Source organism: Aquisalimonas asiatica, assembly GCF_900110585.1.
Taxonomy (GTDB): domain Bacteria; phylum Pseudomonadota; class Gammaproteobacteria; order Nitrococcales; family Aquisalimonadaceae; genus Aquisalimonas; species Aquisalimonas asiatica.
In genome coordinates, this window is sequence record NZ_FOEG01000001.1 from 613,832 (window position 1) to 640,138 (window position 26,307).

At 66.8% G+C, this 26,307-nt stretch carries 24 protein-coding genes; 4 read left to right on the forward strand and 20 right to left on the reverse strand.

Annotated features, from left to right (window positions below):
* Nucleotides 1–18: 18 nt before the first annotated feature.
* The 5 genes from recJ to alaC are packed head-to-tail and all read right to left on the reverse strand — an operon-like array spanning nt 19 to nt 6,520.
* Complete coding sequence (recJ, locus tag BMZ02_RS02925) at nt 19–1,728, reverse strand: single-stranded-DNA-specific exonuclease RecJ (RefSeq protein ID WP_342707934.1); 1,710 nt, start codon at nt 1,726–1,728, stop codon at nt 19–21.
* 29 nt (nt 1,729–1,757) lie between these two features.
* Nucleotides 1,758–2,783: a hypothetical protein gene (locus tag BMZ02_RS02930; protein ID WP_091639774.1), complete on the reverse strand. Its 1,026-nt coding sequence runs from the start codon at nt 2,781–2,783 to the stop codon at nt 1,758–1,760.
* A 52-nt stretch (nt 2,784–2,835) separates the two neighbouring features.
* Nucleotides 2,836–3,972, reverse strand: coding sequence for a threonine synthase (thrC, locus tag BMZ02_RS02935; protein ID WP_091639775.1), 1,137 nt, complete (start codon nt 3,970–3,972; stop codon nt 2,836–2,838).
* A 38-nt stretch (nt 3,973–4,010) separates the two neighbouring features.
* Nucleotides 4,011–5,321: a homoserine dehydrogenase gene (locus tag BMZ02_RS02940; protein WP_091639777.1), complete on the reverse strand. Its 1,311-nt coding sequence runs from the start codon at nt 5,319–5,321 to the stop codon at nt 4,011–4,013.
* Nucleotides 5,318–6,520: an alanine transaminase gene (gene alaC / locus BMZ02_RS02945; protein WP_091639779.1), complete on the reverse strand. Its 1,203-nt coding sequence runs from the start codon at nt 6,518–6,520 to the stop codon at nt 5,318–5,320. Before alaC ends, BMZ02_RS02940 begins: the two co-directional genes overlap by 4 nt.
* Before the next feature lie 140 nt (nt 6,521–6,660).
* Between alaC and BMZ02_RS02950 the strand changes: the two genes are divergently transcribed.
* Nucleotides 6,661–7,047, forward strand: a complete 387-nt coding sequence (locus BMZ02_RS02950) for an Mth938-like domain-containing protein (protein ID WP_091639781.1) — start codon at nt 6,661–6,663, stop codon at nt 7,045–7,047.
* A 57-nt stretch (nt 7,048–7,104) separates the two neighbouring features.
* On the opposite strand, the gene rpoS is transcribed toward BMZ02_RS02950, so the two are convergent.
* The 5 genes from rpoS to surE all read right to left on the reverse strand — a co-directional run bounded on the left by rpoS (nt 7,105) and on the right by surE (nt 11,134).
* Nucleotides 7,105–8,133, reverse strand: coding sequence for an RNA polymerase sigma factor RpoS (gene rpoS, locus BMZ02_RS02955; RefSeq protein ID WP_425425062.1), 1,029 nt, complete (start codon nt 8,131–8,133; stop codon nt 7,105–7,107).
* A 183-nt stretch (nt 8,134–8,316) separates the two neighbouring features.
* Nucleotides 8,317–9,063: a peptidoglycan DD-metalloendopeptidase family protein gene (locus BMZ02_RS02960; protein ID WP_091639784.1), complete on the reverse strand. Its 747-nt coding sequence runs from the start codon at nt 9,061–9,063 to the stop codon at nt 8,317–8,319.
* 75 nt (nt 9,064–9,138) lie between these two features.
* Nucleotides 9,139–9,720 carry a YqaA family protein gene (locus BMZ02_RS02965; RefSeq protein WP_091639786.1) on the reverse strand — a complete coding sequence of 194 codons (582 nt, stop codon included), beginning with the start codon at nt 9,718–9,720 and terminating at the stop codon, nt 9,139–9,141.
* Nucleotides 9,717–10,382: a protein-L-isoaspartate(D-aspartate) O-methyltransferase gene (locus BMZ02_RS02970; protein ID WP_091640384.1), complete on the reverse strand. Its 666-nt coding sequence runs from the start codon at nt 10,380–10,382 to the stop codon at nt 9,717–9,719. Before BMZ02_RS02970 ends, BMZ02_RS02965 begins: the two co-directional genes overlap by 4 nt.
* Nucleotides 10,382–11,134, reverse strand: coding sequence for a 5'/3'-nucleotidase SurE (gene surE, locus BMZ02_RS02975; protein WP_091639788.1), 753 nt, complete (start codon nt 11,132–11,134; stop codon nt 10,382–10,384). The genes BMZ02_RS02970 and surE overlap by 1 nt, the downstream gene beginning before the upstream one ends.
* Before the next feature lie 157 nt (nt 11,135–11,291).
* Between surE and BMZ02_RS02980 the strand changes: the two genes are divergently transcribed.
* Nucleotides 11,292–11,834: a Smr/MutS family protein gene (locus BMZ02_RS02980; RefSeq protein ID WP_091639789.1), complete on the forward strand. Its 543-nt coding sequence runs from the start codon at nt 11,292–11,294 to the stop codon at nt 11,832–11,834.
* Here the strand turns inward: BMZ02_RS02980 and truD are convergent.
* The 10 genes from truD to dnaE all read right to left on the reverse strand — a co-directional run bounded on the left by truD (nt 11,804) and on the right by dnaE (nt 24,393).
* On the reverse strand, nt 11,804–12,868 hold the full coding sequence (gene truD, locus BMZ02_RS02985; protein WP_091639791.1) for a tRNA pseudouridine(13) synthase TruD: 1,065 nt from the start codon (nt 12,866–12,868) through the stop codon (nt 11,804–11,806). The genes BMZ02_RS02980 and truD overlap by 31 nt on opposite strands.
* Entirely contained in the window at nt 12,861–13,340 is a 480-nt protein-coding gene (gene ispF / locus BMZ02_RS02990) for a 2-C-methyl-D-erythritol 2,4-cyclodiphosphate synthase (protein ID WP_139209126.1), read from the reverse strand. Before ispF ends, truD begins: the two co-directional genes overlap by 8 nt.
* 2 nt (nt 13,341–13,342) lie before the next feature.
* The gene (ispD, locus tag BMZ02_RS02995; RefSeq protein ID WP_091639793.1) at nt 13,343–14,074 is read right to left on the reverse strand and encodes a 2-C-methyl-D-erythritol 4-phosphate cytidylyltransferase; all 732 of its coding nucleotides are present in this window, start codon (nt 14,072–14,074) and stop codon (nt 13,343–13,345) included.
* A complete protein-coding gene (ftsB, locus tag BMZ02_RS03000) occupies nt 14,071–14,343 on the reverse strand; it encodes a cell division protein FtsB (protein WP_091640388.1) in 273 nt (90 codons plus the stop codon). Before ftsB ends, ispD begins: the two co-directional genes overlap by 4 nt.
* A 60-nt stretch (nt 14,344–14,403) precedes the next feature.
* Complete coding sequence (gene eno, locus BMZ02_RS03005) at nt 14,404–15,693, reverse strand: phosphopyruvate hydratase (protein ID WP_091639794.1); 1,290 nt, start codon at nt 15,691–15,693, stop codon at nt 14,404–14,406.
* A 54-nt stretch (nt 15,694–15,747) separates the two neighbouring features.
* The gene (gene kdsA, locus BMZ02_RS03010; RefSeq protein ID WP_091640392.1) at nt 15,748–16,581 is read right to left on the reverse strand and encodes a 3-deoxy-8-phosphooctulonate synthase; all 834 of its coding nucleotides are present in this window, start codon (nt 16,579–16,581) and stop codon (nt 15,748–15,750) included.
* 26 nt (nt 16,582–16,607) lie between these two features.
* A complete protein-coding gene (locus BMZ02_RS03015) occupies nt 16,608–18,233 on the reverse strand; it encodes a CTP synthase (protein WP_171909783.1) in 1,626 nt (541 codons plus the stop codon).
* A 224-nt stretch (nt 18,234–18,457) separates the two neighbouring features.
* The gene (gene tilS, locus BMZ02_RS03020; protein WP_171909784.1) at nt 18,458–19,768 is read right to left on the reverse strand and encodes a tRNA lysidine(34) synthetase TilS; all 1,311 of its coding nucleotides are present in this window, start codon (nt 19,766–19,768) and stop codon (nt 18,458–18,460) included.
* Nucleotides 19,769–19,808: 40 nt separating this feature from the next.
* Complete coding sequence (gene accA / locus BMZ02_RS03025) at nt 19,809–20,765, reverse strand: acetyl-CoA carboxylase carboxyl transferase subunit alpha (RefSeq protein ID WP_091640394.1); 957 nt, start codon at nt 20,763–20,765, stop codon at nt 19,809–19,811.
* Nucleotides 20,766–20,883: 118 nt separating this feature from the next.
* Nucleotides 20,884–24,393 carry a DNA polymerase III subunit alpha gene (gene dnaE, locus BMZ02_RS03030; protein WP_091639797.1) on the reverse strand — a complete coding sequence of 1,170 codons (3,510 nt, stop codon included), beginning with the start codon at nt 24,391–24,393 and terminating at the stop codon, nt 20,884–20,886.
* Nucleotides 24,394–24,564: 171 nt separating this feature from the next.
* On the opposite strand from dnaE, the gene lpxA reads away from it, so the two are divergent.
* Both lpxA and BMZ02_RS03040 read left to right on the forward strand, forming a co-directional pair.
* Nucleotides 24,565–25,338 carry an acyl-ACP--UDP-N-acetylglucosamine O-acyltransferase gene (gene lpxA / locus BMZ02_RS03035; RefSeq protein WP_171909785.1) on the forward strand — a complete coding sequence of 258 codons (774 nt, stop codon included), beginning with the start codon at nt 24,565–24,567 and terminating at the stop codon, nt 25,336–25,338.
* Nucleotides 25,335–26,300 carry a Gfo/Idh/MocA family protein gene (locus tag BMZ02_RS03040; protein WP_091639801.1) on the forward strand — a complete coding sequence of 322 codons (966 nt, stop codon included), beginning with the start codon at nt 25,335–25,337 and terminating at the stop codon, nt 26,298–26,300. The genes lpxA and BMZ02_RS03040 overlap by 4 nt, the downstream gene beginning before the upstream one ends.
* The last annotated feature ends 7 nt before the right edge of the window (nt 26,301–26,307 follow it).

Here is a 26,307-nt window from a genome sequence, read left to right on the forward strand (position 1 = left end):
CAAATTCTGCCAGCCAGGTCACACTCCCTGCTGCAGCTGCTCCACCACCAGCTGCAGGGACTCCCGCTGCCGCCAGGTGTTGACGTCGAGCCGATACGCAACCCGCACGTAACCGGACAGGTCGTCACCCCACCCTGCATCCACGGCACGAAAAGCGATGGCATCCACCGCCGTCCGCCCGCCCTCGGGGAGCAGCCTGAGCTTCAGGTGGCGATCGCCGACCACGCGGGCACCGACGACCTCGAAAACACCATCGAAACGCGGCTCGGGAAACGCCTGCCCCCAGGGACCACCAGTGCGGATGGCCCGGGCCACCTCCATGTTCAGCTCTGCAGGCGCAAGCGGGCCGTCCGTCAGGCACACCCCTCCCAGATTAGACCGTCCCAGGCGTTCGTCCACCACGGCCTGAAAGCGTGCGCGAAAGGCATCCAGCCGCGTTTCGTCGAGACTCAGGCCGGCGGCGGCAGCGTGCCCGCCGAACCGGTGTATGAGTCCTGGCGCACTGGTGGCGACCTGTTCAAGCGCGTCGCGCATATGGAGCCCGTCCACCGACCGCCCGGACCCCTTCAGCTCACCGTCACCGACCGGCGCGAATGCAATGACCGGCCGGTGAAAACGCTCCTTCAGGCGCGACGCAACGATTCCGACAACGCCCTGGTGCCAGCCGGAATCGGCAACACAGATCGCCGACGGCAATCCCTGTTCGGTCTCCAGGCTGCGGCTGAGCGTGTCCACGGCAGATACCGCTTCGGCTTCCATCCGGGCCTCGATATCCTGCCTGCGGCGATTGAGCGCCTCCAGGCGCTGGGCGTGCTGATTGGCAGCGCTGACGGTCGTGGCCAGCAGGCACTGGATCCCGACCGCCATATCGTCCAGACGGCCCGCCGCGTTGAGGCGGGGCCCGACCGCGAAACCGAGATCGCTGGCCGTGCACGCATCCGGCGCCCGGCCAGCGATCTCCAGCAATGCGCGAATGCCGGGTCGGCAGCGGGCGGCCCGGATACGCCGCAGCCCCTGCTCCACAAGCACCCGGTTGTTGCGATCCAGCGGCACCACATCGGCCACCGTGCCCAGGGCCACCAGATCCAGATAGTCCGCCATGCGGGGCTCGGCTCGTCCCGTGAACCAGCCCGCATCCCGCAGGTGCTGCCGCAGCGCGGCCAGCACATAGAAGATGACACCCACCCCCGCCAGATGCTTGCTCGGAAACGCATCCCCCGGGAGGTTCGGGTTGACCAGTGCGTCGGCCGCGGGCAGCGCCTCGGGCGGCAGATGGTGGTCCGTGACCACGACCCGGACCCCCGCCTCCCGGGCGGCAGCCACCCCGTCAACGCTGGAGATGCCGTTATCAACGGTCACGACCACGTCCGGACTGCGCTTGAGCGCTTCGGTCACGATCTCCGGGCTGAGGCCGTAGCCGAACTCGAAGCGGTTCGGCACCAGGAAATCCACCGCCGCGGCACCCATGTCCTGCAACGCAAGCATGGCAAGGGCGCAGCTGGACGCACCGTCCGCATCGAAGTCACCCACGATCAGGATGCGCTGCCCATCCCTTACCGCGTCCGCCAGAACGGGCACGGCCGCGTCAAGGCCCGACAGCGCGGCGGGCGGTGCGAGGCGCCCCAGCTCCATATCCAGTTCGTCTGCCCGGCGGATGCCACGGGCCGCATAAACCCGCCTGAGAACCGGGTGGACGCCGTCGATCCGCTCGACGGCGTCAGGATCCACATGACGTCGCTGAATGGCCCGCCCGTGCATCATTCCGTCAACAGCAGTCTTGCGAGGGAGCGGGACCGCCGCCAGAACGCCAGGCGATCACGGCGACGAATGCGCCACACCCCGGCGGCGCCGGCATCAATCTGCACGACATCGTACGCGCCGCTGCGCAGCGCAGTCTCCAGCGCGGGAACCCAACGGGACGCAACCCCCAACACCGCCTGCTCCCATTCGGCGAACGTCTCGCCGTCGCTGACCGCGGGCATGGCGCCTGCGACGAGCGTGTCACCTCGTCCCGGCCGGAGGACCTCGTCCGGGTCCTCCGGCCAGCCACTCACGATGGCACCCGCGCGACGGCCCAGCCCGGCCACCGACGGATCGTCACTGAATACCCGGGCCCAGCGGCCACTCACATCGGGCAAATGGCCACCGCCCCATGGCCAGATCCCGTTGACCGGCGGCAGGCCTTGGGTCTCGCGCTCCTGGTTAACCGGATGACCGTGGAGAAACATCTGGATCTCGTTGAGCCGTGCACGCCAGGCGGCGGCGTCCTGTCCTGTCGGCAATGCCGCTGCCACGGCGCCCCCGGACACATGGGGCAACGGCGTGGTCTCAATGGCAGGCACATCGGAACAGCGCAGATACCAGCGCGTCGCGGCGCGGACGTGCAGTTCGACACCGTCACCGCCAAAGAAGGCGTTGAAGTCCCGGGCCAGGCGCTCGGCCTCATCCATCCGCAGGGCGAGGGTCTCCGGCCCGAGCAGCCGGACCTGATCGCGGTCGGCCACGAGCTGGACGGGGTCGGCCCGCAGCCAGTACGCCGCTCCCGGCTCCCCGCCATCGCCCAGGAAACTCAACGGCCCGATCGGCGGGGACTCCGAAGACGGCGCCAGCGTGAACCCGGGAGCAACCAGCGGCGGGGCTCCTCCGGAACGGTGGCGCCGCCCACGGGAGAGGAGTCCGGCGAGCTGCTCGAGACGCTCGTCGGATGCGATCAGCCCGACCGCATCCGCGGGCAGCGGCCCGAGCAGGCCCGGCAATCGAAAACAGAGCACCGACTCGGCCATGCGCTGTCAGCCCTCTTGCCCGCTCGCCACGGCATCCCGTGGCGGTGCGGGTTTACAGCCGATCAAGAATGGCGCTGCGCACAGCGTCCAGTTCCGCCGGAATGGTACTGATGGCATTCGCCGACTGCTGGATGGCGATATCCGGATCCTTCAGGCCGTGGCCCGTGAGCGTGCAGACCACGGTGCTGCCCTCGGGGATCTTGCCGTTGCGGATGTCGCGCATGGCGCCGGCCACGGATGCCGCAGACGCCGGTTCGCAGAACACGCCCTCCCGCGCGGCCAGCCAGCGCTGCGCCTCCAGGATCTCTTCATCGCTGCACTCGTCGAACCAGCCACCGGATTCCTGACTCGCCTTCCAGGCGTAGTCCCAGGACTGGGGATGGCCGATGCGGATAGCCGTGGCCACGGTGTCCGGGTCCTCGACCATTTCGCCGCGCAGGAACGGTGCGGAGCCACTGGCCTGGTAGCCCACCATGGTCGGGCGATCCCCGACGATGGCGCTGGCATAGCGGCACTGACCATGGCAGAACGAGCAGGCGTCGGTCAGGTGGTCACTGCGGCGACCGGCAGCCTCGCAGTAGCCGATCCAGTGCGCGGTGATATTGCCCGCGTTGCCCACCGGCAGGCAGTGGTAATCGGGGGCCCGCTCCAGCTCTTCGACGATTTCGAATGCGGCGGTCTTCTGCCCCTGCAGGCGGTAGGGATTGATGGAGTTGACGATGGTGACCGGCGCATGATCGGCCATGTCCTTGACGATCCGCATACCGGCATCGAAGTTGCCGGCGATCTGCAGCACCTCGGCACCGTGCATGATCGCCTGGGCCAGTTTGCCCATGGCGATCTTGCCGTCGGGGATCAGCACGAACGCCTTCATTCCCGCCCGGGCGGCGTAGGCCGCAGCCGAAGCGGACGTGTTCCCCGTGGATGCACAGATAATGGCCTGGCTGCCCTCCTCCAGCGCCCGGGTGACCGCCATGGTCATGCCCCGGTCCTTGAACGAGCCGGTGGGATTCAGGCCCTCGTACTTGACGTAGAGATCGACATCACAGCCCAGATCCTTGGGGATGTTGTTCAGCCGGATCAGTGGCGTATTGCCTTCGCCCAGGCTGATGGGACGGGCGTCGTCGCTCACCGGCAGGCGGTCACGGTATTTGGCGATCAGGCCGGTATAACGCGTTCGAAATGGCATTGTCTGATTCCCTGGGGTGCGGCCGGAGTCTCCGGCGATTACTGCAACTGTTCCTGACGGATACGGGTGATCCGCCCCTGCACGGCCTCCAGCGCCTCCATGCGCTCCTGCGCCTCGTCCATCTGCCGCTCGCGCACGGGGTGCGTGAGCAGGATGACGGGCACGTGCTCGGCGCCCGGGGCGGGCTCCTTCTGCAGGATGGCCTCGATGCTGATGCCGGCTTCCCCGAGGATGCGGGTGATGTCCGCCAGCACGCCGGGCTGATCCGCCACCTCCATGCGCAGGTAATAGGCCGTGACGATATTGGAGACCGGCAGCACGGGCTTGTCCGACAGCGCAGTGGACTGGAACGCGAGATAGGGGACCCGGTTCACCGGATCCAGCTCGAACTCGCGCACCACGTCCACCAGGTCGGCGACCACCGCCGAGGCGGTGGCGTCCGCGCCGGCGCCGGCGCCGTAATAGAGGGTCGGCCCCACGGCGTCGGCCATGACCATGACCGCGTTCATGACCCCGTCCACGCTGGACAGCAGCTGGCGTGACGGCAGCAGCGTGGGATGCACGCGCAGCTCGACGCCCTCGTCGGTCTGGCGGCAGATCCCCAGGTGCTTGATCCGGTAGCCCAGCTCCTCGGCGTAGGCCACATCCTCGCGGCTGATATGGGTAATCCCCTCCACATGCACTTTGTCGAACTGCAGCGGGATCCCGAAGGCAATGGAGGCCAGAATGGTCAGCTTGTGGGCCGCGTCCACACCTTCCACGTCGAACGTGGGGTCCGCCTCGGCATACCCGAGGCGCTGTGCTTCCGCCAGCACGTCACCGAACTGCCGCCCCTCGTAGTACATCTCCGAGAGAATGAAGTTGGCTGTGCCGTTGATGATGCCGGCAAGCCACTCGATGCGGTTGCCCGCCAGCCCCTCGCGAATGCTCTTGATGATCGGGATACCGCCGGCCACGGCCGCTTCGAACGCCACGGTGACACCGTTGTCACGGGCATGACCGAAGATCTCGTTGCCGTGCAGCGCGATCAGCGCCTTGTTGGCCGTGACCACGTGCTTGCCGTTCCTGAGGGCCTGGATCACCAGCTCCCGCGCCGGCTCGTAACCACCCATCAGCTCGATGATGATCTCGGTCTCCGGGTCGTTGACCACCTCGAACGGATCCGTGGTCAGGCGGATCCCCTTGGTGGAGCAGCCCCGGGGCCGATCGAGATTGCGCGCGGCGGCGGCAACCACCTCGATACCGCGGCCGGCGCGACGGGCGATCTCGTCGTTATTCCGTTCCAGGAGATTGATGGTCCCGGCACCCACGGTACCGAGGCCCAGCAGGCCAACTTTTACAGCAGTCACGCACTTACCTCCCCCGCCTCGGCGTCACGACGGAACATCGCCTTGATGCCCCGGAGCGCCTGACGGGTCCGATGTTCATTCTCAATCAGGCCGAAGCGCACATGATCGTCGCCATATTCGCCGAATCCAACCCCCGGCGAGACGGCAACCTTCGCGTCGCGCAACAGCTTCTTGGCGAATTCCAGTGACCCCATGCCCCGGTACTGTTCCGGTATCCGGGCCCAGACAAACATGGTGCCCCTGGGCTTCTCCACAGGCCATCCCAGGGCATCCAGACCCTCGCAGAGAACGTCCCGACGCCGCCGGTAGGTCTCGCGGATCTCGTCGACGCAATCCTGCGGGCCCTCCAGCGCGGCAATCGCGGCCACCTGAATGGGCGTGAACATACCGTAATCCAGGTAGGACTTCATCCTCGCAAGGGCGGCGATGAGTTCGGCATTGCCGCACACGAAGCCTACCCGCCAGCCCGGCATGTTGTAGGACTTGGACAGGGAGTAGCATTCCACCGCCACCTCCTTGGCCCCGGGCACCTGCAGGATCGAGGGTGCCTGATAGCCATCGAAGACGATCTCCGCGTAGGCGATGTCGTGCACGATCCAGATGCCGTGTTCACGGCAGATCGCCACCACCTTCTCGAAGAATTCCAGGTCAACACACTGCCCCGTCGGGTTGCCGGGGAAATTGAGCACGAGCATCTTCGGCCGCGGCCAGCTCTCGCGAATGGCGCGCTCCAGCTCCGCGAAGAAATCCACACCCGGAACCAGCGGAACGTGACGGATGTCACCCCCGGCGATGACCACACCGTAAGGGTGGATGGGATAGGCCGGATTCGGCACCAGCACGGTATCACCCGCGTCCAGCGTTGCCAGGGCCAGATGGGCCAGCCCCTCCTTGGAGCCGATGGTGACGATGGCCTCGCTTTCCGGATCCAGGCTGACGCCGAAACGGTCGCTGTACCAGTTGCAGATGGCACGCCGCAGGCGGGGGATGCCCCGGGACACCGAGTACCGGTGGGTGTCGGGGCGTTGCGCGGCCTCGGTCAGCTTGTCGACGATGTGCTTTGGCGTGGGCTGATCCGGGTTGCCCATACCGAAGTCCACGATGTCTTCACCGCGCGCACGCGCTTCCGCTTTCAACTGATTGACGATATTGAAAACGTAAGGCGGAAGTCGCTTGATTCTGGGAAATTCGGTATCCACGTTCACTCACCCGGTCAGCAGCATCGGCGCATTGTACTAGCCCGGGCACCCGATCAGAACCACCCTGCCGAAACCGGATCCTTGGGGGTACACTGGAGCGTCTCACCCGCAACACGACACCGACCCCGAATGGATCTGCCATGAAGCTGACCCTTGAGAATACCGGCGAAGCCAATCGCATCCGCAGCTACGATGTGGGCTCCATCACCGTCAACGAGACCGCTGTCACCAGGACGCTCCTCCTCACCCCGGACCAGCTGCAGGATGACTGGGGACCTGACGACGTGGGCGAACTCGGCAACCGTCACATGGACGCGATCGCGGCCATGGCGCCGGAGCTGGTTCTGATCGGCACCGGGCGGTGGCAACAGTTCCCCGACCGCGAACTGATGGCGCGGACCATCCAGGCGGGACTGGGCATCGAGGTGATGACGACGGAAGCGGCCTGCCGCACTTACAACGTGCTGGCCGCCGAAGGGCGACAGGTGGCGGCGGTGCTGTTCATGATCGAACCGGACCCGCACTGAATCCGGCATATCGGGCATGGCGCCGCCACCCGGTGGCGCCATGCCCGCCAGGGCCACTCAGCCGAACACGGCGTCCTGGGAGAAACCTTCGCGCTCCATCATTTCCCGCAGCTTGCGCAGCGCGTCGATCTGGATCTGACGCACGCGCTCGCGGGTGACGCCGATGTCGCGGCCCACTTCCTCGAGCGTGGACCGCTCGTGGCCGTGCAGACCGAAACGGCGCTCCACAACTGCACGTTGCTTTTCAGTGAGTTGCGCAAGCCAGCTATCAATATGGTTGAGCACGTCGCCGTCCTGCAGCAGCGCCGAGGGATCGGGATTGTTTTCGTCCGGAATGGCATCCAGCAGCACCCGGTCCGCATCCTTGCCAATGGGCGTATCCACCGACGTGGTGCCCTCGTTCAACCCGAGCATACGCTGCACGTCGGCAAGGGGCCGGTCGAGCACCCGGGCGATTTCATCCGCCGACGGCTCGTGGTCCAGCGTCTGCGTCAGCTTTCTGGCCGTGCGCAGGCACTGGTTGATCTCCTTGATCACGTGGATGGGCAACCGGATGGTGCGGGTCTGGTTCATGATGGCCCGCTCGATGGTCTGGCGGATCCACCACGTTGCATAGGTGGAGAACCGGAAACCACGCTCCGGATCGAACTTCTCCACCGCCCGGATCAGGCCGAGGTTGCCTTCCTCGATGAGATCCAGAAACGCCAGACCGCGGTTCATGTACCGGCGGGCGATCTTGACCACCAGGCGCAGATTGCTCTCGATCATGCGTCTGCGGGAATCCTCGCATCCGCGTTGCGCCCGACGCGAATAGTAGACTTCCTCCTCCGCGGTCAGCAGCGGGGAGTACCCGATCTCGTTGAGATAGATCTGTGTGGCGTCCAGACTCGTTCCGGCACCCTCACCGGGTTTGAAACGCGTCTCTTCAATACTGGAATCCTGGCCCGATTCTTCCGTGATCTCTTTTTCAGCTTCAGCGCCGTCCATGGTCATGTCGTCCCCTCCCGAAACGCCGCTGGCTTCCAATGACTCGTCGTGGAACTGCTCCAGCGCCGCTTCTGCCATTGTCTCTTTTGTCATGGCCATCCTCCACTTGCCCACCCCCCGCAACGGGCATGGCCACGCCGCTGCGCGGGCGAGTCAAGGCGGTTCTCCAAGCCCTCGAAATCCACTATATGCCCAAGCAAAAGCAGGTGCAACGACGGGATTCGATCGCCGGCAATGGCCGCATTTAAAGGCATTTTTACCCCGGGATCGGGGTGCGCGCGGTCAGGGCAGGTAGTCTTCCGGGTCCACCGCCTGCCCGGCGCGACGCAGCTCGAAGTGCAGGCGGGCCTCGCTGGAGCCTCTGGCGTTACCCATCTCGGCAATGACATCGCCGGCCTCCACCTCGTCCCCCTCCTCGACGAGCAGACGGCTGTTGTAGCCGTATGCGCTCAGATAGTCACCGCCGTGCTTGAGAACGATCAGGTTGCCGTAGCCCACCAGCCCGGAGCCACTGTAGACGACCCGCCCGGCGGCCGCGGCAACCACGTCCTGCCCCACGGAGCCGTCGATATTGATACCCTGCTTGCCGTCATCCCGACGCACGAAGCCCTCGACCACGTCGCCGTCTGTTGGCCATATCCACTCACCGGGCGCATCGCCTTCGGCCACTCGCTCATCGTCCGCGGACGGATCGGGCTCCTCCTGCCGGGGGCTTGGAGACGGTGCAGGATCGGCGGCGCGCGCCTCCCGTGCCGTATCCCCCGACGGGGGTCGCAGACGCAGCTCCTGCCCGGTGCGCAGCTGGTCCGGCGAATCGATGTCGTTCCAGGCCGCCAGATCGTTGTGATCCAGACCATGGTCCCAGGCGATACCGTAGAGGGTGTCACCGGACTGGACTTCATAGTGGGCATCCCCCCGTACGCCGCCACCGATGTCGCGCACGGGAGCGGGGCCATCCGCGGCACAGCCGATGACGAGCAACGCTGTGAAGGGGAGCAGCAGGGGGGTCCACAAGCGCCCGAAGTCCATTACGTCATCGTCATCCGTTGGTGGCGGCAGGCTTCCGGTATTCTGGCACGTTCATCCATCCGGACGCTGCCCCGCTCAGTGGAGGTAGACGAAGTACGCCACCACCAGCAGCGCAACGGTCGCCCAGCCGATCCAGTCCAGATACTGTTTCAGATAGGGCTCGACCTTGGGGCCGCCCCAGCCCACCAGCGCCGCAACCAGGAAGAAACGGCTGCCACGCCCGACGATCGAGGCGAGCACGAACGGCAGCAATGGCAGCGCCAGCCCTCCGGCGGCCAGGGTGAACGCCTTGTAGGGCACGGGTGAGAAGCCGGCGATGAGCACGACCCAGAAGCCGTAGATCAGAAACCACTCCCGGGCCTGTTCCAGAGCACCACCGTAGCCGGCGCTGACGATCCACGGCTCCACCAGCTCCATGGCGAAGTAGCCGATGATGTAGCCCAGCACACCACCGAGCACGGAAGCGATGGTGGTGATCAGCGCAAAACGCATGGCGTTGCGCGGCTGCGCCAGCGCCATGGGCATGAGCATGACATCCGGGGGGATGGGGAAGAACGACGACTCGGCGAAACTCAACCCCGCCAGATAGCGTGGTGCGTGCCGGTGCGCCGCAAGGCGCAGGGTGAACGTATAGAGCCTGGTAAACGGCCCGTTCATTGGGTGCCGCCAAGCATGGGCACGAAACTCACCAGGCCAAGCCGTGTACGGGAGATGTCATCGCCCTGGCGCTGGTAACAGGCGAGCTCCTGCGCCTGCCCCTGCCCGCCTTCCGGTGCGACCAGGCGGCCGCCATCGGCAAGCTGTTCCAGCAGCTCCCGGGGCACGCCCTGGGGCGCCGCCGTGACGATAATGCCGTCGAAGGGTCCGTCCCCTTCCCAGCCGGTATTGCCATCGGCCAAGCGCACCCGGACGTTGCGGTAACCCAGCTCCCGCAACCGCTTGCGGGCCTGCTCCAGCAGCCTGCGGATACGCTCGACGCTGTAGACCTCGGGCACCAGCTGAGCCAGGACAGCGGCCTGATAACCCGACCCGGTGCCCACTTCAAGGACGCGCTGCGGGATCCCTTCGTCGATCAGCACCTCGGTCATGCGCGCGACGACGTAGGGCTGGGAGATGGTCTGGCCGTCGCCGATGGGCAGCGCCGTATCGTCGTACGCGCGGCTGGAGAGCGCTTCATCCACGAACAGGTGCCGCGGCGTGCTGCCGATGACGGAAAGCACCGTCTCATTGCGGATCCCCTCGTCGCGCAGACGCTGCACCAGTCGCTCGCGCGTGCGCTGCGAGGTCATGCCGATACCGCGGCGACGATGATCGTCCATCATGCGTTCAGCCCCGTCACCCAGCCGGCGATCTTGTCCAGGGCCTGGTATCGCGTCAGATCCACCTGGATCGGCGTCACGGACACATACCCCCGGCGTACGGCGTGGAAGTCCGTGCCTGCCCCGGCGTCCTGCTCCGACCCGGGTGGCCCGATCCAGTAGATCGGGCGGTCGCGCGGGTCGCGCGCGGGAATGAGCGGTTCCGAGCGGTGTCGCTGCCCGAGGCGGGTGGCCTCGAAACCCTGCAATTGATCCCATGGCACATCCGGCACGTTGACGTTGAGAATCGTGTCCGCCGGCAATGGATCGCTGATCAGCCGCTGGACCAGTAATGCGGCAACCCGGCCCGCCGTCTCGTAATGGGTCGGATCCTGGGTCACCAGCGAGACGGCAATGGCCGGCAGACCGAGGAACCGTCCTTCGGTGGCCGCCGCAACCGTGCCACTATAGAGCACATCGTCTCCCATGTTCGCACCGGCGTTGATTCCCGACACCACCATGTCGGGATCACTGTCCAGCAGCCCGGTCACGGCCAGGTGGACGCAGTCGGTGGGCGTGCCCTCAACGCGGAACCAGCGCGAGCGCATCTCCACGGCCCGGATCGGCAGGTCAAGGGTCAGCGAGTTGCTGGCGCCGCTGCGATCGCGGTCCGGCGCGACCACCGTAATGTCCGCGAGCCGGCTCAGCTCCTCGGCCAGGTACTGGATGCCCGGTGCCTGATAACCGTCGTCGTTACTGACAAGAATATGCATGCATGACCCCGTGTTCGTCTGCGTGACCGTACACCGGCAAAGCGGCGCGCGTCAGTATACCGGCGCACCTGGCCCGTGACAGCCGCCCGGTCGCCCTCACCTCCGCCGACACCGTATAATCGGATCCATGCCGGGAGCCGAAGGCCGGAGGCGAGCCATGACGGACGACAACAACCAGGACGACAGCGCCCTGTTCCGCGCCGCCATGGGCGATGTGCGCCCCCTGCGTCACGACCAGGCAACAACCCCGTCCCCCCGCCCCCGCCCGGTGCCCCGCCAGCGCGAGGCGGATGAACGCCGGGTCATGGACGAGCTGCTGGACGGCCCCGTTGACCCCGCCGACCTGGAAACCGGCGAAGAACTGACGTTCCTCCGCGAGGGCGTGCAGCGGCGCGTTCTGCGCCGGCTTCGCCGCGGGCAGTTTCCGGTGCAGGCGGAGCTGGATCTCCACGGCATGACCGTGCCGGTGGCCCGGGTGCAACTTCGCCAGTTTATCAACGACTGCCGTCACCGTGATGTGCGCTGTGTCCGCATCATTCACGGCAAGGGATTGCGCTCGCACAACCGGGGCCCCGTGCTCAAGGGGCTCGTGGACCGCTGGTTGCGCCAGCTCGACGAAGTCATTGCGTTCGCCTCCGCGCGCCCCGTGGACGGGGGCACCGGCGCCGTCTACGTACTGCTGCGCGCCCCTTCACGATAGTCACAGAGCTCGCGAACCACGGCGGTGGCAAACGCCCCCGCCGGCAGCCAGAATCCGACCCGCAGGGTCGCAGCGTCCTCACGCCGCCACCACAGCTGGCGCACCGGTAACCGCAACGCCCGCCGCGCCCCGTCCAGACCCAGCCGCCCCAGGGCATCCACCTGCGCCTGCCAGGGCGCCAGCACCTCCGACTCCAGCGCGCCGGCTACATCGTTCGGCTGCATGCCTCCCCGGCCGGGAAGCGGCCCGGAGGGATGGACATCGCCCCCCGGCAGACGCGGATCCGCGGCGTCCAGCCCCGCGGCGGGGAACACGCTGTTGCTGGAGGTGAAGGTCATGAGGTCCCCGGGCAGCGGCCGGTCCCAGTTGCGCGCACGCACACGCGCGGCGACGACCTGGTTGAACAGGAACGAGCGCGCCGCCGACAGGAACAGTCCACGGCGCTGACGGTTGCGCACCGGCATGCCGTCAAGCATTCGCCAGGCGGCATCCAGGTTGCCGCCGTCACGGCCGAAGCGCTGGGCGCCGAAGTAGTTGGGCACGCCGAGCCTGGCAATCGCCGCAAGGCGCGGGCCAAGGCGCTCCGGCGGACAGTCCAGGTCGCGCAGGGTCAGATCGAAATGATTGCCCTGGAGCATGCCGGTCCGCAACTTGCGGCCATGGCGCGCGACCCGCAGTATCTCGATGCCTTCGGGCGGCGCCTCGAGCTCCGGGATATCGTTACCACCCGGACGGTGCACACCGAACCACTGTTCGGTCACGGCGTGTCGGTCCTTGAGCCCGGCCCAGCTCACGTCCCGCGGCCTGGACCCCAGGGCCCGGCCCAGCCACTGGCCGACATCGGCCGTGTTCCAGCCGGTCTTGCGGATCAGGAACCAGAGGTGCTCGCCGGCGCCCTCCGGCAGCATGGCCGGATCCTCCGTGACGCGGAAATCGCACGGCGTGGCACGCAGCACGGCGACCGCGGGCGGGAGGCCGAGCGCCCTGGGCAGGTCATGCCACGCCTGGGCCAGATCAGGGGCGGACTCAGTCATCGCTGATCAACAGCACCACGGCCTGGGCGGCAATGCCCTCACCGCGGCCGAAAGGCCCGAGCTGCTCCGTGGTGGTCGCCTTGACGCTCACCACGGACTCATCGACCCCCAGCGACGTGGCCAGAACACGGCGCATGGCCGGGATGTGCGGGGCCATTTTCGGCGCCTGGGCGATCACCGTGGAGTCGATGTTGTTCACCCGGTAACCCGCCGTGGCAACGCGTTCATGGACGTGCTTCAGCAGCGCCACGCTGTCCGCCCCCTGCCATTGCGGATCGCTGTCCGGGAAGTGCTGACCGATATCGCCATCAGCCAGCGCGCCAAGCAGCGCGTCGGTCACGGCATGCAGGAGCACGTCGCCGTCGGAATGGGCGGCGATGCCAAGGTGGTAGGGAATCTCGACGCCGCCGACGATCAGCTTCCCCTCCGGCTGAAAGCGGTGCACGTCGAAGCCCTGTCCGATGCGCAGCATGGCTACTCCTCCGGCGCCCGGGACCCACCACGGGCGCGCAGTATCGATTCCGCCAGGGGAAGGTCCCCCGGGCGGGTGATCTTCAGATTGGTGCTGTCGCCCTCCACCAGCAGCGGCGCATACCCGGCATGCTCCATGGCCTGCGCCTCATCGGTGACCAGCACGCCCTGATCGTGCGCGTCACGCAAGGCGTTCAGCAGTGCCCCGAGGGGGAACAGCTGCGGTGTCTGCGCCTGCCAGAGCGCATCCCGCGGCGTGGTATGCCGCACGGTGCCGTCGCGGCCACCCTGCTTGAGGGTATCGCGCACGGGGACCGCCAGCAGTGCACCGTCGGCGTGCCCCAGCCCCAGATCCAGCAGGCGCGCCAGCGCCGACGGTGTCAGGCACGGGCGCACCGCGTCATGGACCAGCACCCAGTCATCGTGCCCGGCAAGCTCTGCCACCAGAAACCGCAGGCACGCCAGCACCGAGTCCGCCCGCTCGCGGCCGCCCCGCACGCGATACAGCGCCTTGCCTGCCAACGCCTCGCGCCCCCGCCACCAGTTATCGTCATCACCCAGGGCCACCACGGCGCCGGCAACACGCGGCTCCATCAGCAGCGCATGCAGACTCCAGTCCATGACCGGGTGTTCCAGAAGCGGGAGATACTGCTTGGGGACGGGCGCGGCCATGCGGCGCCCCACGCCGGCGGCAGGCACCACGGCCCAGACCCGGGGAGCTGCGGGGTCAGTCATTCATCGGATACCTGGTAGAAGACCTCGTCGTCCCTGATCATGCCCAGCTCGTCCCGGGCACGCTCTTCGATCGCCCCGAGTCCATCCTTCAGGTCGTCGACGTCGGCTTCCAGAGCGCGGTTGCGCTGCTCCAGCTGCTCGTTCTCCGCCCGCTGTTCGCTGGCTGCATCCTGCAGCTGCCAGACGGCGGGAAGGCCGCCCTTGCCGGTCCAGAGCTGGATCTGGAACAGCAACAACAACGCGACCAGCCCACCGATCAGAATACGCATGGCATCGTCCTGGAACCACCTGCCGCCACCATACAGCACCGGGGCGGCAGCGTCCTCTCGTTACCAGCCCTTGAGATTCGGGAATGCACGGCGGCCCGCGTACACGGCGCGCTCGCCCAGATCCTCTTCGATCCTCAGCAGCTGGTTGTACTTGGCCACGCGATCGGAGCGGCACAACGAGCCCGTCTTGATCTGGGTCGCGCTGGAGGCCACTGCCAGATCGGAGATGGTGGTGTCCTCGGTCTCCCCGGAGCGGTGGGAGATGACCGAGGTATACCCGGCGCCCTCGGCCATGGCGATGGCGTCCAGGGTTTCCGTCAGCGTGCCGATCTGGTTGAACTTGATGAGGATCGAGTTGGCGACGCCGCGGTCGATCCCTTCCTGGAGGATGCGCGTGTTGGTGACGAACAGATCGTCACCCACCAGCTGGCACCGGTCACCGAGGCGCTCGCTGAGCAGTTTCCAGCCGTCCCAGTCACCTTCGTCCATGCCATCCTCGATGGTGACGATGGGGTAGCGCTCCACCCAGTCGGCCAGGACGTCCACGTATTCAGCGGCGGTGTAGCGTTTGCCTTCAGAGGCCAGCACGTAGCTGCCGTCCTCGTAGAACTCGGAACTGGCAACGTCCAGCCCCAGCCAGATGTCCTCACCCAGGGTGTAGCCGGCATTGGCCACCGCTTCGGCAATGGTCTCCAGCGCGGCTTCGTTGGAGGGCAGATCCGGCGCGAAACCGCCCTCGTCACCCACGGCCGTGCTCAGGCCACGGCCGGCGAGCACTTTCTTGAGCGCATGAAACACTTCGGTACCGGCACGCAGGGCCTCGCCGAAGCTGTCGAACCCGATGGGCAGGATCATGAACTCCTGCAGATCGACGCTGTTGTCGGCGTGGGCGCCACCGTTGAGGATGTTCATCATCGGCACCGGCAGCACGTGCGGCCCCTGCGGCGACAGGTGCCGGTACAGCGGGACGCCGCGGTCATCGGCGGCAGCGCGCGCCACGGCGAGAGACAGGGCCAGCAGCGCATTGGCGCCCAGCCGGCTCTTGTTGTCGGTGCCGTCGAGCTCCAGCATGCGCTGATCAACGGCACGCTGGTCGTCGGCATCCATGCCCCCGAGCGCCTCGGCGAGCACGGTGTTGGCGTTCTCCACGGCGTTGCGCACGCCCTTGCCGAGGTAGCGCCCCTTGTCACCGTCGCGCAGTTCCACGGCTTCCCGCGTACCGGTGGAGGCGCCGGAGGGCACGGCCGCGCGGCCGAACGCGCCGCTGCTGAGCGTGACGTCCGCCTCGACGGTCGGGTTGCCGCGGGAGTCGAGGATCTCCCTCGCCTTCACTGTCTCGATAGTCGCCATGATCTGTGACGTTCCCTTGTTGCCTGCAAAATCGGTGGGCGACGGCCCGGGCGTCTACAGGGACTGTTCCGCCAGACCGTCCGCCTTGACCCGTTCGTCCAGGGCCACGAGCGTCTCCAGCAACCGCTCCATACGCCCGAGCGGCCACGCATTCGGGCCGTCGGACAGCGCCTTGTCCGGGTCGGGGTGCGTCTCCATGAACAGCCCGGCCACGCCCGCAGCCACCGCGGCCCTGGAGAGCACCGGCACGAATTCGCGCTGACCACCCGACGCAGTCCCCTGACCACCGGGGAGCTGCACGGAGTGGGTGGCGTCGAAGACCACCGGGCTGCCGGTCTCGCGCATCACTGCCAGTGCGCGCATGTCGGATACCAGGTTGTTGTAGCCAAAGGAGACGCCACGTTCACACACCATGATGGCGTCGTTGCCCACGGCGCGCGCCTTGTCCACCACGTTGCCCATGTCCCACGGCGCCAGGAACTGCCCCTTCTTGATGTTCACGGGCAGGCCCTGTCGGGCGACGTTCTGGATGAAGTTGGTCTGCCGGCACAGGAACGCCGGCGTCTGCAGCACGTCCACCACGTCGGCGACTTCGGCGAGCGGGGTGTCCTCGTGGACATCGGTGATCACCGGCACGCCGATCTGTCGCCGGACCTCGCCCAGCACCCGTAGCCCCTCCTCCATCCCCGGTCCGCGGAAACTGGAGCCGGACGAACGGTTGGCCTTGTCGAAGGACGACTTGAAGATGAAGGGGATTGCCAGCCGCGCGCACATCTCCCTGAGCTGGCCGGCCGTATCCAGCGCCAGCTGTTCGGATTCGACCACACAGGGCCCGGCGATCAGGAACAACCGCTCCCCGAGCCCGGCGCGGAAACCGCAGAGATCAATACTGGCCATGGACGGGACCTCCGAGTCTAGCTGTCACCGTGGCGGCCGCGGGCGGCCTCGACGAATCCGCAGAACAGCGGGTGGCCGTCGCGCGGCGTGGACGTGAACTCCGGGTGGAACTGGCAACCGAGGTACCAGGGGTGGTCCGGAAGCTCCACCACTTCCACCAGGTTGCCGTCGCTGGAGCGGCCCGAGATCCGCAGCCCGGCCTGCTTCAGCGCGTCGGCGTAATGGTTGTTGAACTCGTAACGGTGCCGGTGCCGCTCGACGATGCTCTCGGCGCCGTAGGTCCGGCCCACCAGCGACCCCTGCTCCAGCAGGCAGGGCTGCCCGCCGAGGCGCATGGTGCCGCCCAGGTCATCGTCCGGCCCGCGCTCCTCGATGCGGCCGTCGTCCGTCATCCATTCGGTGATCAGGCCAATGACCGGATGCGGCGTATCGGGCTGGAATTCGGTGCTGTGGGCAGCATCGAGGCCGGCCACGTTGCGGGCGAAATCGATCACCGCCACCTGCATGCCGAGACAGATGCCGAGGAACGGGATGCGGTTCTCGCGCGCGTAGCGCGCCGCCTGGATCTTGCCCTCGACACCACGCTCGCCGAACCCGCCGGGGACGAGAATGGCGTCCACGTCCGACAACAGCTCCGGCCCCCGGCGCTCGATCTCCTCGGAGTCCACCGAGCGGATGTTCACCTTGGTCCGGGTGTGGATGCCGGCGTGGATCAGCGCTTCGGAGAGGGACTTGTAGGCATCGGCCAGGTTCACGTACTTGCCCACCATGGCGATGGTCACTTCGCCGTCCAGGTGGGAGCGCGCCTCCACCACCCGCTCCCAGTCGGAGAGGTCCGCCGGCGGGAGTTCGATCTGCAGTTTATCGGCAACAATGTCGTCCAGCCCCTGGTCGTGCAGCGCCAGGGGCACCTTGTAGATGTCGTCCACGTCCAGGGCGGAGATCACCGCCTCCTGCTCCACGTTGGTGAACAGGGCGATCTTGCGCCGTTCGTCTTCGGGAATCGGCCGGCTGGAGCGGCACAGCAGGATATCGGGCTGGATGCCGATGGAGCGCAGCTCCTTCACCGAGTGCTGCGTCGGCTTGGTCTTCATCTCGGCACTGGGGCCGATGAACGGCACCAGCGTGAGGTGCAGGAACAGGGAGTCCCGCTTGTGCTCCACGCCCATCTGGCGGATGGCTTCCAGAAACGGCAGCGATTCGATGTCACCAACAGTGCCGCCGATCTCCACCAGGGCGATATCGTGCCCCTCGGCGCCCTCACGGATGCAGCGCTTGATCTCGTCGGTGATGTGCGGGATCACCTGCACCGTGCCGCCCAGGTATTCCCCGCGGCGCTCCTTGCGGATGACGTTCTCGTAGATCCGCCCGGTGGTGTAGTTGTTGACCCGGCCGGTGCGCATGCGCACGAAGCGTTCGTAATGGCCGAGATCCAGGTCGGTCTCGGCGCCATCCTCGGTCACGTAGACCTCGCCGTGCTGGAACGGGCTCATGGTCCCCGGATCCACGTTGATGTAGGGATCCAGCTTGATCATGGTGACCTTCAGCCCCCTGGCCTGCAGGATGCTGGCCAGAGAGGCGGACGCAATGCCCTTGCCCAGCGAGGACACAACGCCACCGGTAATAAAGATGTATCGGGTCATAGGAACTCTGTCTTTCGCACGAAAGGTCGCGGGAGCCGCATTCGAAAGACACCGGAAAGGGAAGCGCGCCGGGCGGAGACTAATGACATCGTCCGCGCGGGTCACCCCTGCGGCCATGAACCGCAAAGACCAGAACGGCGTGCGTGCTGGCGCTTCATTACCCGCTGCCTGAGTGGCGCTAAAAGTACCAGAACACCCACCCCGGCACAACGCTGACCGTGCGGTCAGTCCGGGTCCCAGTGGAAACACAGCCCCCGGTGCTGCGGGCTTGCCTGGAAGCCTTCACAGACACACAGCCCCGGCACGGCCGCGATGACATCCCCCACCATGACCAGAGGCCACGACCGGCGCTGCCACGGGGGCACCCCCGCCTCCTGGAACAGCTTCTTCACCGGGCGCGTCGGCCGCCCCACGGGTCGACAGCGCTCGCCTCCCTGCCTCGGCACAACGGTCACCCCCGTCGCTGGCAGCCGTTCCGCCGCGACACCGTCACGACCGCGGGTCACCCGCAGCCAGCCGTGATCCAGTCGCAGATCGGTCTCCGGCAGCCATTGCACGGGTTCCGAGGCGGTCACCGGGTCGGGGTCAGCGGATCCCAGCGACAGCCAGCCCCGGTATCGTCGCACGGTGCCGCCGGGCCAGTGGAACACCGGCATGCGATCGTCGCGACCATGCATCAGCATCCGGCGCGCCGCCTCAAGCTGCCTCGCATCCGGCAATACCACACCCTGTTGCTGGAGCCACTGCCGCAGGACGAGACGCTGCTCCGCGTCAGGCAGGCGGGAGAGCGCCTCACCATCAAGCCGGTCGCCGCTGGTCATGCCCTCCAGCAGCATGGCGGCATAACGCCCCAGGGAGGCGCTCGCCTCACCGGCCAGCAGGCCGGTCCGCGCGATGGTCCCGGCTGCCCCAGGCCAGCGCGCCAGCAATCGCGGCAGCACGTCGTGGCGAATGCGATTGCGGTCGGCGCGCCAGTCCTGGTTCGCCGGGTCGTCGATGGAGTACAGCCCGTGGTCGCGCGCGTACGCGGTGAGCTGCCCACGGGGAACCTCCAGCAACGGCCGTCCGATCCACCCACGGCCCAGAGCGCGGGTGCGTGGAATCCCGGCCAGTCCGTCCACACCGCTGCCCCGAAGCATGCGCAACAGGACAGTCTCCGCCTGATCGTCCTGATGGTGGGCGGTGAGCAGACACTCACCGTCGGCGAGAACCTCTGCAATCAGCCGGTAGCGCCAGTCCCGCGCCCAGGTCTCGCCGGCGCCGGGTGGCGGCGGCTCGGGGACGCGCAGCGAGGTCAGGGGAATCCGGAGCGCCTGGCACACCGCCTGGCAGTGCGTCTCCCAGGCGTCTGCGTCGGCATGCATCCGGTGGTTGACGTGGATGGCGGACAGCGGCGCGGACAACGCGTGCCGGGCACGCGCCAGCGCATGCAGCAACACGTGGGAATCGGGTCCGCCACTGAAGGCGACCCGGTAGGCGGACGCAGGGCCGAGCGAGATGACGCGATCGGCGATGTCCCCGGCCGGAATGTCCATGGCCCAATCCCGGCGCCCGCGGCGGGCGCCATGGTTGTCGCTAGGTGCGGAACTGCCCGTACCCCTGGATCTTCCTGGCCCGATCATCCAGCAGGGTTTCGAAGTCCTTGCCGTCCAGCACCGCGAGTTTCTCAAGCAGTGTCTGGCGCAGACGCTCGGCCATGCCGGCCACGTCCCGGTGGGCACCGCCCAGCGGTTCTTCGACGATCTGGTCAATGAGCCCGAGTTCGCGCAGCCGCGGCGCGGTAATCCCCATGGCCTCGGCTGCATCCTGGGCCCGGTCGGCACTCTTCCACAGGATGGACGCACACCCCTCCGGCGAGATGACCGAGTAGGTGCTGTAACCCAGCATCATGACCTCGTCGCCCACGCCGATACCAAGCGCCCCGCCGGAGCCACCCTCGCCCACGACCGTGGCAATGATCGGTGTCCGCAGACGGGACATGGCCATGAGGTTGCGGGCGATGGCCTCGCTCTGACCCCGCTCTTCAGCGCCGACCCCGGGGTACGCGCCCGGCGTGTCGATGAAGGTGAGCAGCGGCAGGTCGAACCGCTCCGCCATTTCCATGAGCCGTAACGCCTTGCGATAGCCTTCCGGCCGCGGCATGCCGAAGTTGCGGTGCACCTTCTCCTTGGTGTCGCGCCCCTTCTGGTGGCCGATCACCATGACGGGGCGGCCATCGAGCCGGCCGATACCGCCGACGATGGCCGGATCATCGGCAAACGCCCGATCACCGTGCAGTTCTTCGAAGTCGGTGAACAGGTGCTCGATGTAGTCGAGGGTGTAGGGCCGCTGCGGATGCCGCGCCAGCTGGGCGATCTGCCACGAACTCAGGTTGGAGAAGATCTGCTCGGTGAGGCTGACGCTTTTCTCCTGCAGCCGCCGGATCTCCTCGCTGATGTTGAGATCGTTGTCGTCACCGACGTAACGAAGCTCGTCGATCTTCGCCTCGAGTTCGGCAATGGGGCGCTCAAAGTCCAGAAAATTCAGGTTCATGGTCTCGCATTTCGCGTTGACGGCCGGAAGCCGCATACCCTAGCCAGTCGCAGGCCGGGTGACAAGCCCGCGACGCCCGGCCTGTGAACATCGTCAACCCGGCAGCACGCCGGACATATCAGTATTCCACCCGGACATTGCCCTCACCGGAGAGCCCGCCGAGGCGCTTGATGAGCTCGTCGGTGGGGCGCACGCGCCACTCGTCACCGAAACGCAGCACCGCCGATGCGTCCGGGCATTCGTACTCCAGCCACACCGGGCACTGCCCCTCACGAAACGGCGACAGCGCCTCCTGCAAGTGATCCATGGCGCCGTTGCCCAACTGATCCCGGCGCATGCGCAGCACCAGGCGGCGCGCGTAGACCTCGCGGATGTCACCGATGTCGTACACCTTGTCGGCACTCACACGCCAGGAGTCGCTGAAATCGTCGTAGCCCAGGCTCCCCTCGACGATCAGCAGCTTGTCCTTGCCCACCAGCTCTCCGTACTTGCGATACGCCTCCGTGAACAGGCTGACCTCGATCCGGCCGGTGCGGTCGTCCAGCACCAGGAAGGCCATCTTGTTGCCGCTCTGGGTGTTGCGTACGCGCAGGGACATGACCAGCCCGGCCGTGACCACGCTTTTCTCGCGACGCCCTTCCCCACCGCTGCCGCTGTTCGACCCCAGGTCGCTGATGCGCGCCGTCACGATCCGCTCCAGCTCGGGCTCGTAACGACTGATGGGGTGGCCGGTGAGGAACAGCCCGAGGGTCTCCTTCTCGCCCGCAAGCCGCTCTTCTTCGTCCCACTCGGGCAGTGCCGGCAGGTCCACGCCCGCATCGGCCTCCGCCTCCCCGCCACCCAGGGCGACACCGAACATGTCGGTCTGCCCCGCCTCGTCGTTGCGCCCGGTCTGCTCGGCGGCCTTCAGGGCCGGCCCGATGTGGGACAGCAGCGTGGCGCGGTTGGCACCGATACTGTCGAGACAACCCGCGCGCACCAGCGCCTCCAGCACGCGGCGGTTCACCCGACGCAGGTCCACCCGACGGCAGAGGTCATACAGGTCGGCATAGGGCCCGGTCGCATCCCGCTCACTGACCAGCGCCTCGATGGCCGACTGGCCCACGCCCTTGATGGCGCCGATGCCGTAGACCACGGTCCGCTCGTCGGCGGCGCGGAACTGGAAATCGGAGCGGTTGATGTCCGGGGGCAGCACCTCGAGCCCCATGGCCCGGCACTCTTCGATCAGGGTCACGACCTTGTCGGTGTGATCCATGTCCGAGGACAGCACCGCCGCCATGAACGGCGCCGGGTAGTGGGCCTTGAGCCAGGCGGTCTGGTAGGACAGCAGCGCATACGCGGCGGAGTGGGACTTGTTGAAGCCGTAGCCGGCGAACTTCTCCATCAGGTCGAAGATGCCCTCGGCGTGCGCCTCCGTGAGTCCGTTCTCCGTGGCCCCCTTCAGGAAGATCTCGCGCTGCTTGGCCATCTCCTCGGGCTTTTTCTTGCCCATGGCCCGACGCAGCAGGTCGGCGCCCCCGAGGCTGTAGCCCGCCAGCACCTGCGCGATACGCTGCACCTGCTCCTGGTAGAGGATGACGCCGTAGGTGGGCTTGAGCACCTCTTCCAGGTCCGGATGCTGCAGCTCCGGCGTGGGATAGGCCACCTGGGAGTGGCCGTGCTTGCGGCTGATGAAGTCGTCCACCATGCCCGACTGCAGCGGCCCGGGGCGGAACAGTGCCACCAGCGCGATGATGTCCTCGAAACTGTCCGGCTGGAGCCGCTTGATGAGATCCTTCATGCCGCGGGATTCCAGCTGGAACACCGCCGTGGTCGCACAGCGCTTCAACAGATCGAAACTGGCGCGGTCATCCAGCGGCACGGTGTTGATGTCCAGCAGGTCCTCGCCGCGCTCCGACTTGATGGCGTTCACCGCCTTGACGGTCCAGTCGATGATGGTGAGCGTGCGCAGCCCCAGGAAGTCGAATTTCACCAGGCCGACGGCCTCCACGTCGTCCTTGTCGTAATGGGTGGCCAGCCCCTGCCCGTTCGGCTCGCAGTAGAGCGGTGTAAAGTCCGTGAGCGGTGTCGGCGCAATCACCACGCCGCCGGCGTGCTTGCCCACGTTGCGGGCAACGCCCTCGAGTTTCATGCCCAGTCTGAGCAGCGTGCCCACTTCCTCATCGTTGTCGTAGCGCTCCTTGAGTTCGGGCTCCTGCTCCAGCGCCTTGTCCAGCGTCATGCCGATCTCGAAGGGGATCATCTTGGCGATGCGGTCCACGAAGCCGTAACCGTGGCCGAGCACCCGCCCCACATCACGCACCACGGCGCGGGCGGCCATGGTGCCGTGGGTGGCAATCTGCGAGACCTTCTCGCGGCCGTACTTGTCGGCCACGTAGTCGATCACCCGGTCGCGCTTCTCCATGCAGAAGTCCACGTCGAAGTCCGGCATGGAGACGCGTTCCGGGTTAAGAAACCGCTCGAAGAGAAGGTCGTAACGCAGCGGATCCAGGTCGGTTATCTCCAGCGCATAAGCCACCAGCGAACCGGCACCGGAGCCACGACCCGGGCCCACGGGAATATCCTCGGCCTTGGCCCAGCGGATGAAGTCCGCAACGATCAGGAAGTAGCCGGGGAACCCCATCTGGTTGATGACGCCCAGCTCCCGGTCCAGGCGCTCCACGTACTGCGCCTTGCGCGCCTCGGCATCGGGGGCGTTCATGTCGATGAGCCGGGGCAGGCGTTCCTCCAGCCCCCGGTGCGACTCCTGGGCCAGGTATTCGGCAATGGTCAGGCCCTCCGGGATCGGGAAATCCGGGAGGTAATCCTTGTCCAGCGTGAGCTCCAGATTACAGCGCCGGGCGATCTCCACGGTGTTGTCGATGGCCTCGGGGAGGTCATCGAACAGCGCCACCATCTCCTCCGCGGTGCGCAGGTACTGCTCTTCGGTGAACTCGCGCGGACGGCGGCTATCGTCAAGCGCACGCCCTTCGTGAATGCAGACCCGCGCCTCGTGCGCTTCGAAATCATCGGCGTTGAGGAACCGCACGGCGTTGGTCGCCACCACCGGCGTATCGGTCTCGCCGGCCAGGGCCACGGCGGCGTGGAGGTGGTCCTCGTCGCCGGGCCGGCCGCAACGATGGAGCTCCAGGTAGTAGCTGTCTGGAAAGAGATCACGCCAGAAGGCGAGCCTGGCACGGGCCTGCTCCGGGTCATTACGCAGCAGGGCGCGGCCCACGTCGCCGTCCTTGCCTCCGGACAGGACGATCACGCCCTGGTGGTCCTCCTCGATCCAGGCACGCTGGACCACCGGACGCTCCCCCTGCTGCCCTTCCAGGTAGCTGCGGCTGATCAGCCGCGTCAACGTGGTGTAGCCGGTGCCGTCACGGCACAGCATGGTGCACCGGGAATAACCACCGGGCGCATCGGCGTCCTCCACGCACAGGTCGGCACCCACAAGCGGTTTGACGCCGGCACTCAGGGCCGCCTTGTAGAACTTCACCATGCCGAACAGGTTTCCCTGGTCGGTGATGGCCACGGCCGGCATCCCCGTCTCCGCGGCCGTCTTCACAAGCGGCTTGATGCGGACGATTCCGTCCACCAGGGAGAATTCGGTGTGGACGTTGAGGTGTACGAACTGATTCGCCATGTGATCCGGCTGTCCCTGTGGTCGTCGGCGGGTGTGGGGGCGCTGGGCGTGTATTATGACCCAGGGGCGTAGTCAAAAAAATGCCACCGGTGGTTCAGGGTGTGCGACTCCGGTAGGGTACGCCCGATGCGCGCGGACACCGCGCCGTGAACCTGCAGAAGGATACTGGTAATGATTCATCCCACCGCCGTCATCGCGGATGACTGCATCCTCGGCACGGGTGTCACCGTCGGACCGTACGCCTGCATCGGCGCCGGTGTGCAGATCGGTGACAACTGCCGGATCGGGGCCCACGCCGTCATCGAGGGGCCGACATCCATCGGCCCGGACAACGTCATCGGCCCCCACGCCATCCTGGGCACGCCGCCCCAGGATCTCGGCTACCAGGGCGAATCCACGCGGCTGGAGATCGGGCGCGGCAACCAGATCCGCGAGCTGGTGACCATCCACCGCGGGACGCCGAAGGACCGCGGCGCCACCACCATCGGCGATGACAACATGTTCATGGCCTATGCCCACGTGGGCCACGACTGCATCGTCGGCAACCATGTGGTCATGGCCAATGGCGCGACCCTGGCCGGCCATGTCACGGTCGAGGACCGGGTCAACATTGCCGGTCTGTGCGCCATTCACCAGTTCGCCCGGATCGGCGAGTACGCGATGCTCGGGGGTGGCACCATGGCGCCCATGGATATCGTGCCCTACGCCATGTCGTCGGGTAATCACGCGAAGCTGTACGGCCTGAACCGACGCGCCCTCAAGCGGGCGGGCTTTGACGCCGATACCATTCAGGCGCTGCGCGCCGCCTACCGCGTGCTGTTCAGCTCCGGGCTGCGCCTGGAGCAGGCGCTGGATCAGCTCGAGCAGGACGGCGCATGTGACAATGAACGGGTCGCCCATCTGGTCGGCTTCATCCGCGCATCGAAACGGGGAATCACGCGATGAACACCATCCGCGCAGGGGTTATCGGCGTCGGCTACCTCGGGCGCTTTCACGCACAGAAGTACGCAGCGCTGGACAACGTGGAGCTGGTGGGTGTCGCCGACACCGACCAGAGCCGCGCCGCAGAAGTGGCCGCCGAGGTCGGTACGGACGCGGTCGCGGACTACCGGGAGCTGCTCGGCAAGGTGGACGCGGTCAGCATCGTGGTCCCGACCCGCTTCCATCACCAGGTGGCCGCGGAGTTCCTCCGTCACGGCAGCCACGTGCTGGTGGAGAAGCCAATCACCACGTCCCTGGACGAAGCGGACGATCTCATTCATCTGGCACGTCGCCACGACCGGCGCCTCCAGGTCGGCCACCTGGAGCGCTTCAACGCCGCCGTGCGGGAGCTCGCCGATATGGTGGGTACGCCCATGTTCATCGAATCCCAGCGGCTGGCGCCGTTCAATCCACGCGGTGCCGACGTCAGCGTCGTGCTCGACCTGATGATCCACGACATCGACATCATCCTGAAGCTGGTGGACCGGCCCGTGGTCCGCATCGACGCCAATGGTGCCCCCGTCATCTCCTCGGACATCGACATTGCCAACGCGCGCCTGCAGTTCGACAACGGCTGCGTGGCCAATGTCACGGCCAGCCGCGTCAGCCTCAAGGCGGAGCGCAAGATGCGGCTGTTCCAGCGCAACAGCTACATCGCGCTGGATTTCCAGCAACGCAGCCTTGATATCCGCTCACGGGTGAACAGTGGCCGCGCAACGCCAGCCATGGAAGACATCCACAGCGAGCAGCGGGCATTCGATGACGGCGATGCCCTGCGCGCGGAGATCACGCACTTCGTGGACTGCATCCGCAGTGGCCGCGACCCCCTGGTCACCGGCGCGGACGGCCGGCAAGCGCTGGCCACGGCCATCGAAATCACGCGCCAGTTACGCGACAATCCCCTTCCCGATCAACCACAACACTAAAGGATGC

Bases quoted from the DNA above. Each gene is read 5' to 3' on its own strand.
- BMZ02_RS02930 (WP_091639774.1), bottom strand. From the start codon at position 2,783: ATGGCCGAGTCGGTGCTCTGTTTTCGATTGCCGGGCCTGCTCGGGCCG.
- thrC (WP_091639775.1), bottom strand. From the start codon at position 3,972: ATGCCATTTCGAACGCGTTATACCGGCCTGATCGCCAAATACCGTGAC.
- BMZ02_RS02950 (WP_091639781.1), top strand. From the start codon at position 6,661: ATGAAGCTGACCCTTGAGAATACCGGCGAAGCCAATCGCATCCGCAGC.
- rpoS (WP_425425062.1), bottom strand. From the start codon at position 8,133: ATGGCCATGACAAAAGAGACAATGGCAGAAGCGGCGCTGGAGCAGTTC.
- BMZ02_RS02960 (WP_091639784.1), bottom strand. From the start codon at position 9,063: ATGGACTTCGGGCGCTTGTGGACCCCCCTGCTGCTCCCCTTCACAGCG.
- BMZ02_RS02965 (WP_091639786.1), bottom strand. From the start codon at position 9,720: ATGAACGGGCCGTTTACCAGGCTCTATACGTTCACCCTGCGCCTTGCG.
- BMZ02_RS02970 (WP_091640384.1), bottom strand. From the start codon at position 10,382: ATGGACGATCATCGTCGCCGCGGTATCGGCATGACCTCGCAGCGCACG.
- surE (WP_091639788.1), bottom strand. From the start codon at position 11,134: ATGCATATTCTTGTCAGTAACGACGACGGTTATCAGGCACCGGGCATC.
- BMZ02_RS02980 (WP_091639789.1), top strand. From the start codon at position 11,292: ATGACGGACGACAACAACCAGGACGACAGCGCCCTGTTCCGCGCCGCC.
- truD (WP_091639791.1), bottom strand. From the start codon at position 12,868: ATGACTGAGTCCGCCCCTGATCTGGCCCAGGCGTGGCATGACCTGCCC.
- ispF (WP_139209126.1), bottom strand. From the start codon at position 13,340: ATGCTGCGCATCGGACAGGGCTTCGACGTGCACCGCTTTCAGCCGGAG.
- ispD (WP_091639793.1), bottom strand. From the start codon at position 14,074: ATGACTGACCCCGCAGCTCCCCGGGTCTGGGCCGTGGTGCCTGCCGCC.
- ftsB (WP_091640388.1), bottom strand. From the start codon at position 14,343: ATGCGTATTCTGATCGGTGGGCTGGTCGCGTTGTTGTTGCTGTTCCAG.
- eno (WP_091639794.1), bottom strand. From the start codon at position 15,693: ATGGCGACTATCGAGACAGTGAAGGCGAGGGAGATCCTCGACTCCCGC.
- BMZ02_RS03015 (WP_171909783.1), bottom strand. From the start codon at position 18,233: ATGACCCGATACATCTTTATTACCGGTGGCGTTGTGTCCTCGCTGGGC.
- tilS (WP_171909784.1), bottom strand. From the start codon at position 19,768: ATGGACATTCCGGCCGGGGACATCGCCGATCGCGTCATCTCGCTCGGC.
- accA (WP_091640394.1), bottom strand. From the start codon at position 20,765: ATGAACCTGAATTTTCTGGACTTTGAGCGCCCCATTGCCGAACTCGAG.
- dnaE (WP_091639797.1), bottom strand. From the start codon at position 24,393: ATGGCGAATCAGTTCGTACACCTCAACGTCCACACCGAATTCTCCCTG.
- lpxA (WP_171909785.1), top strand. From the start codon at position 24,565: ATGATTCATCCCACCGCCGTCATCGCGGATGACTGCATCCTCGGCACG.
- BMZ02_RS03040 (WP_091639801.1), top strand. From the start codon at position 25,335: ATGAACACCATCCGCGCAGGGGTTATCGGCGTCGGCTACCTCGGGCGC.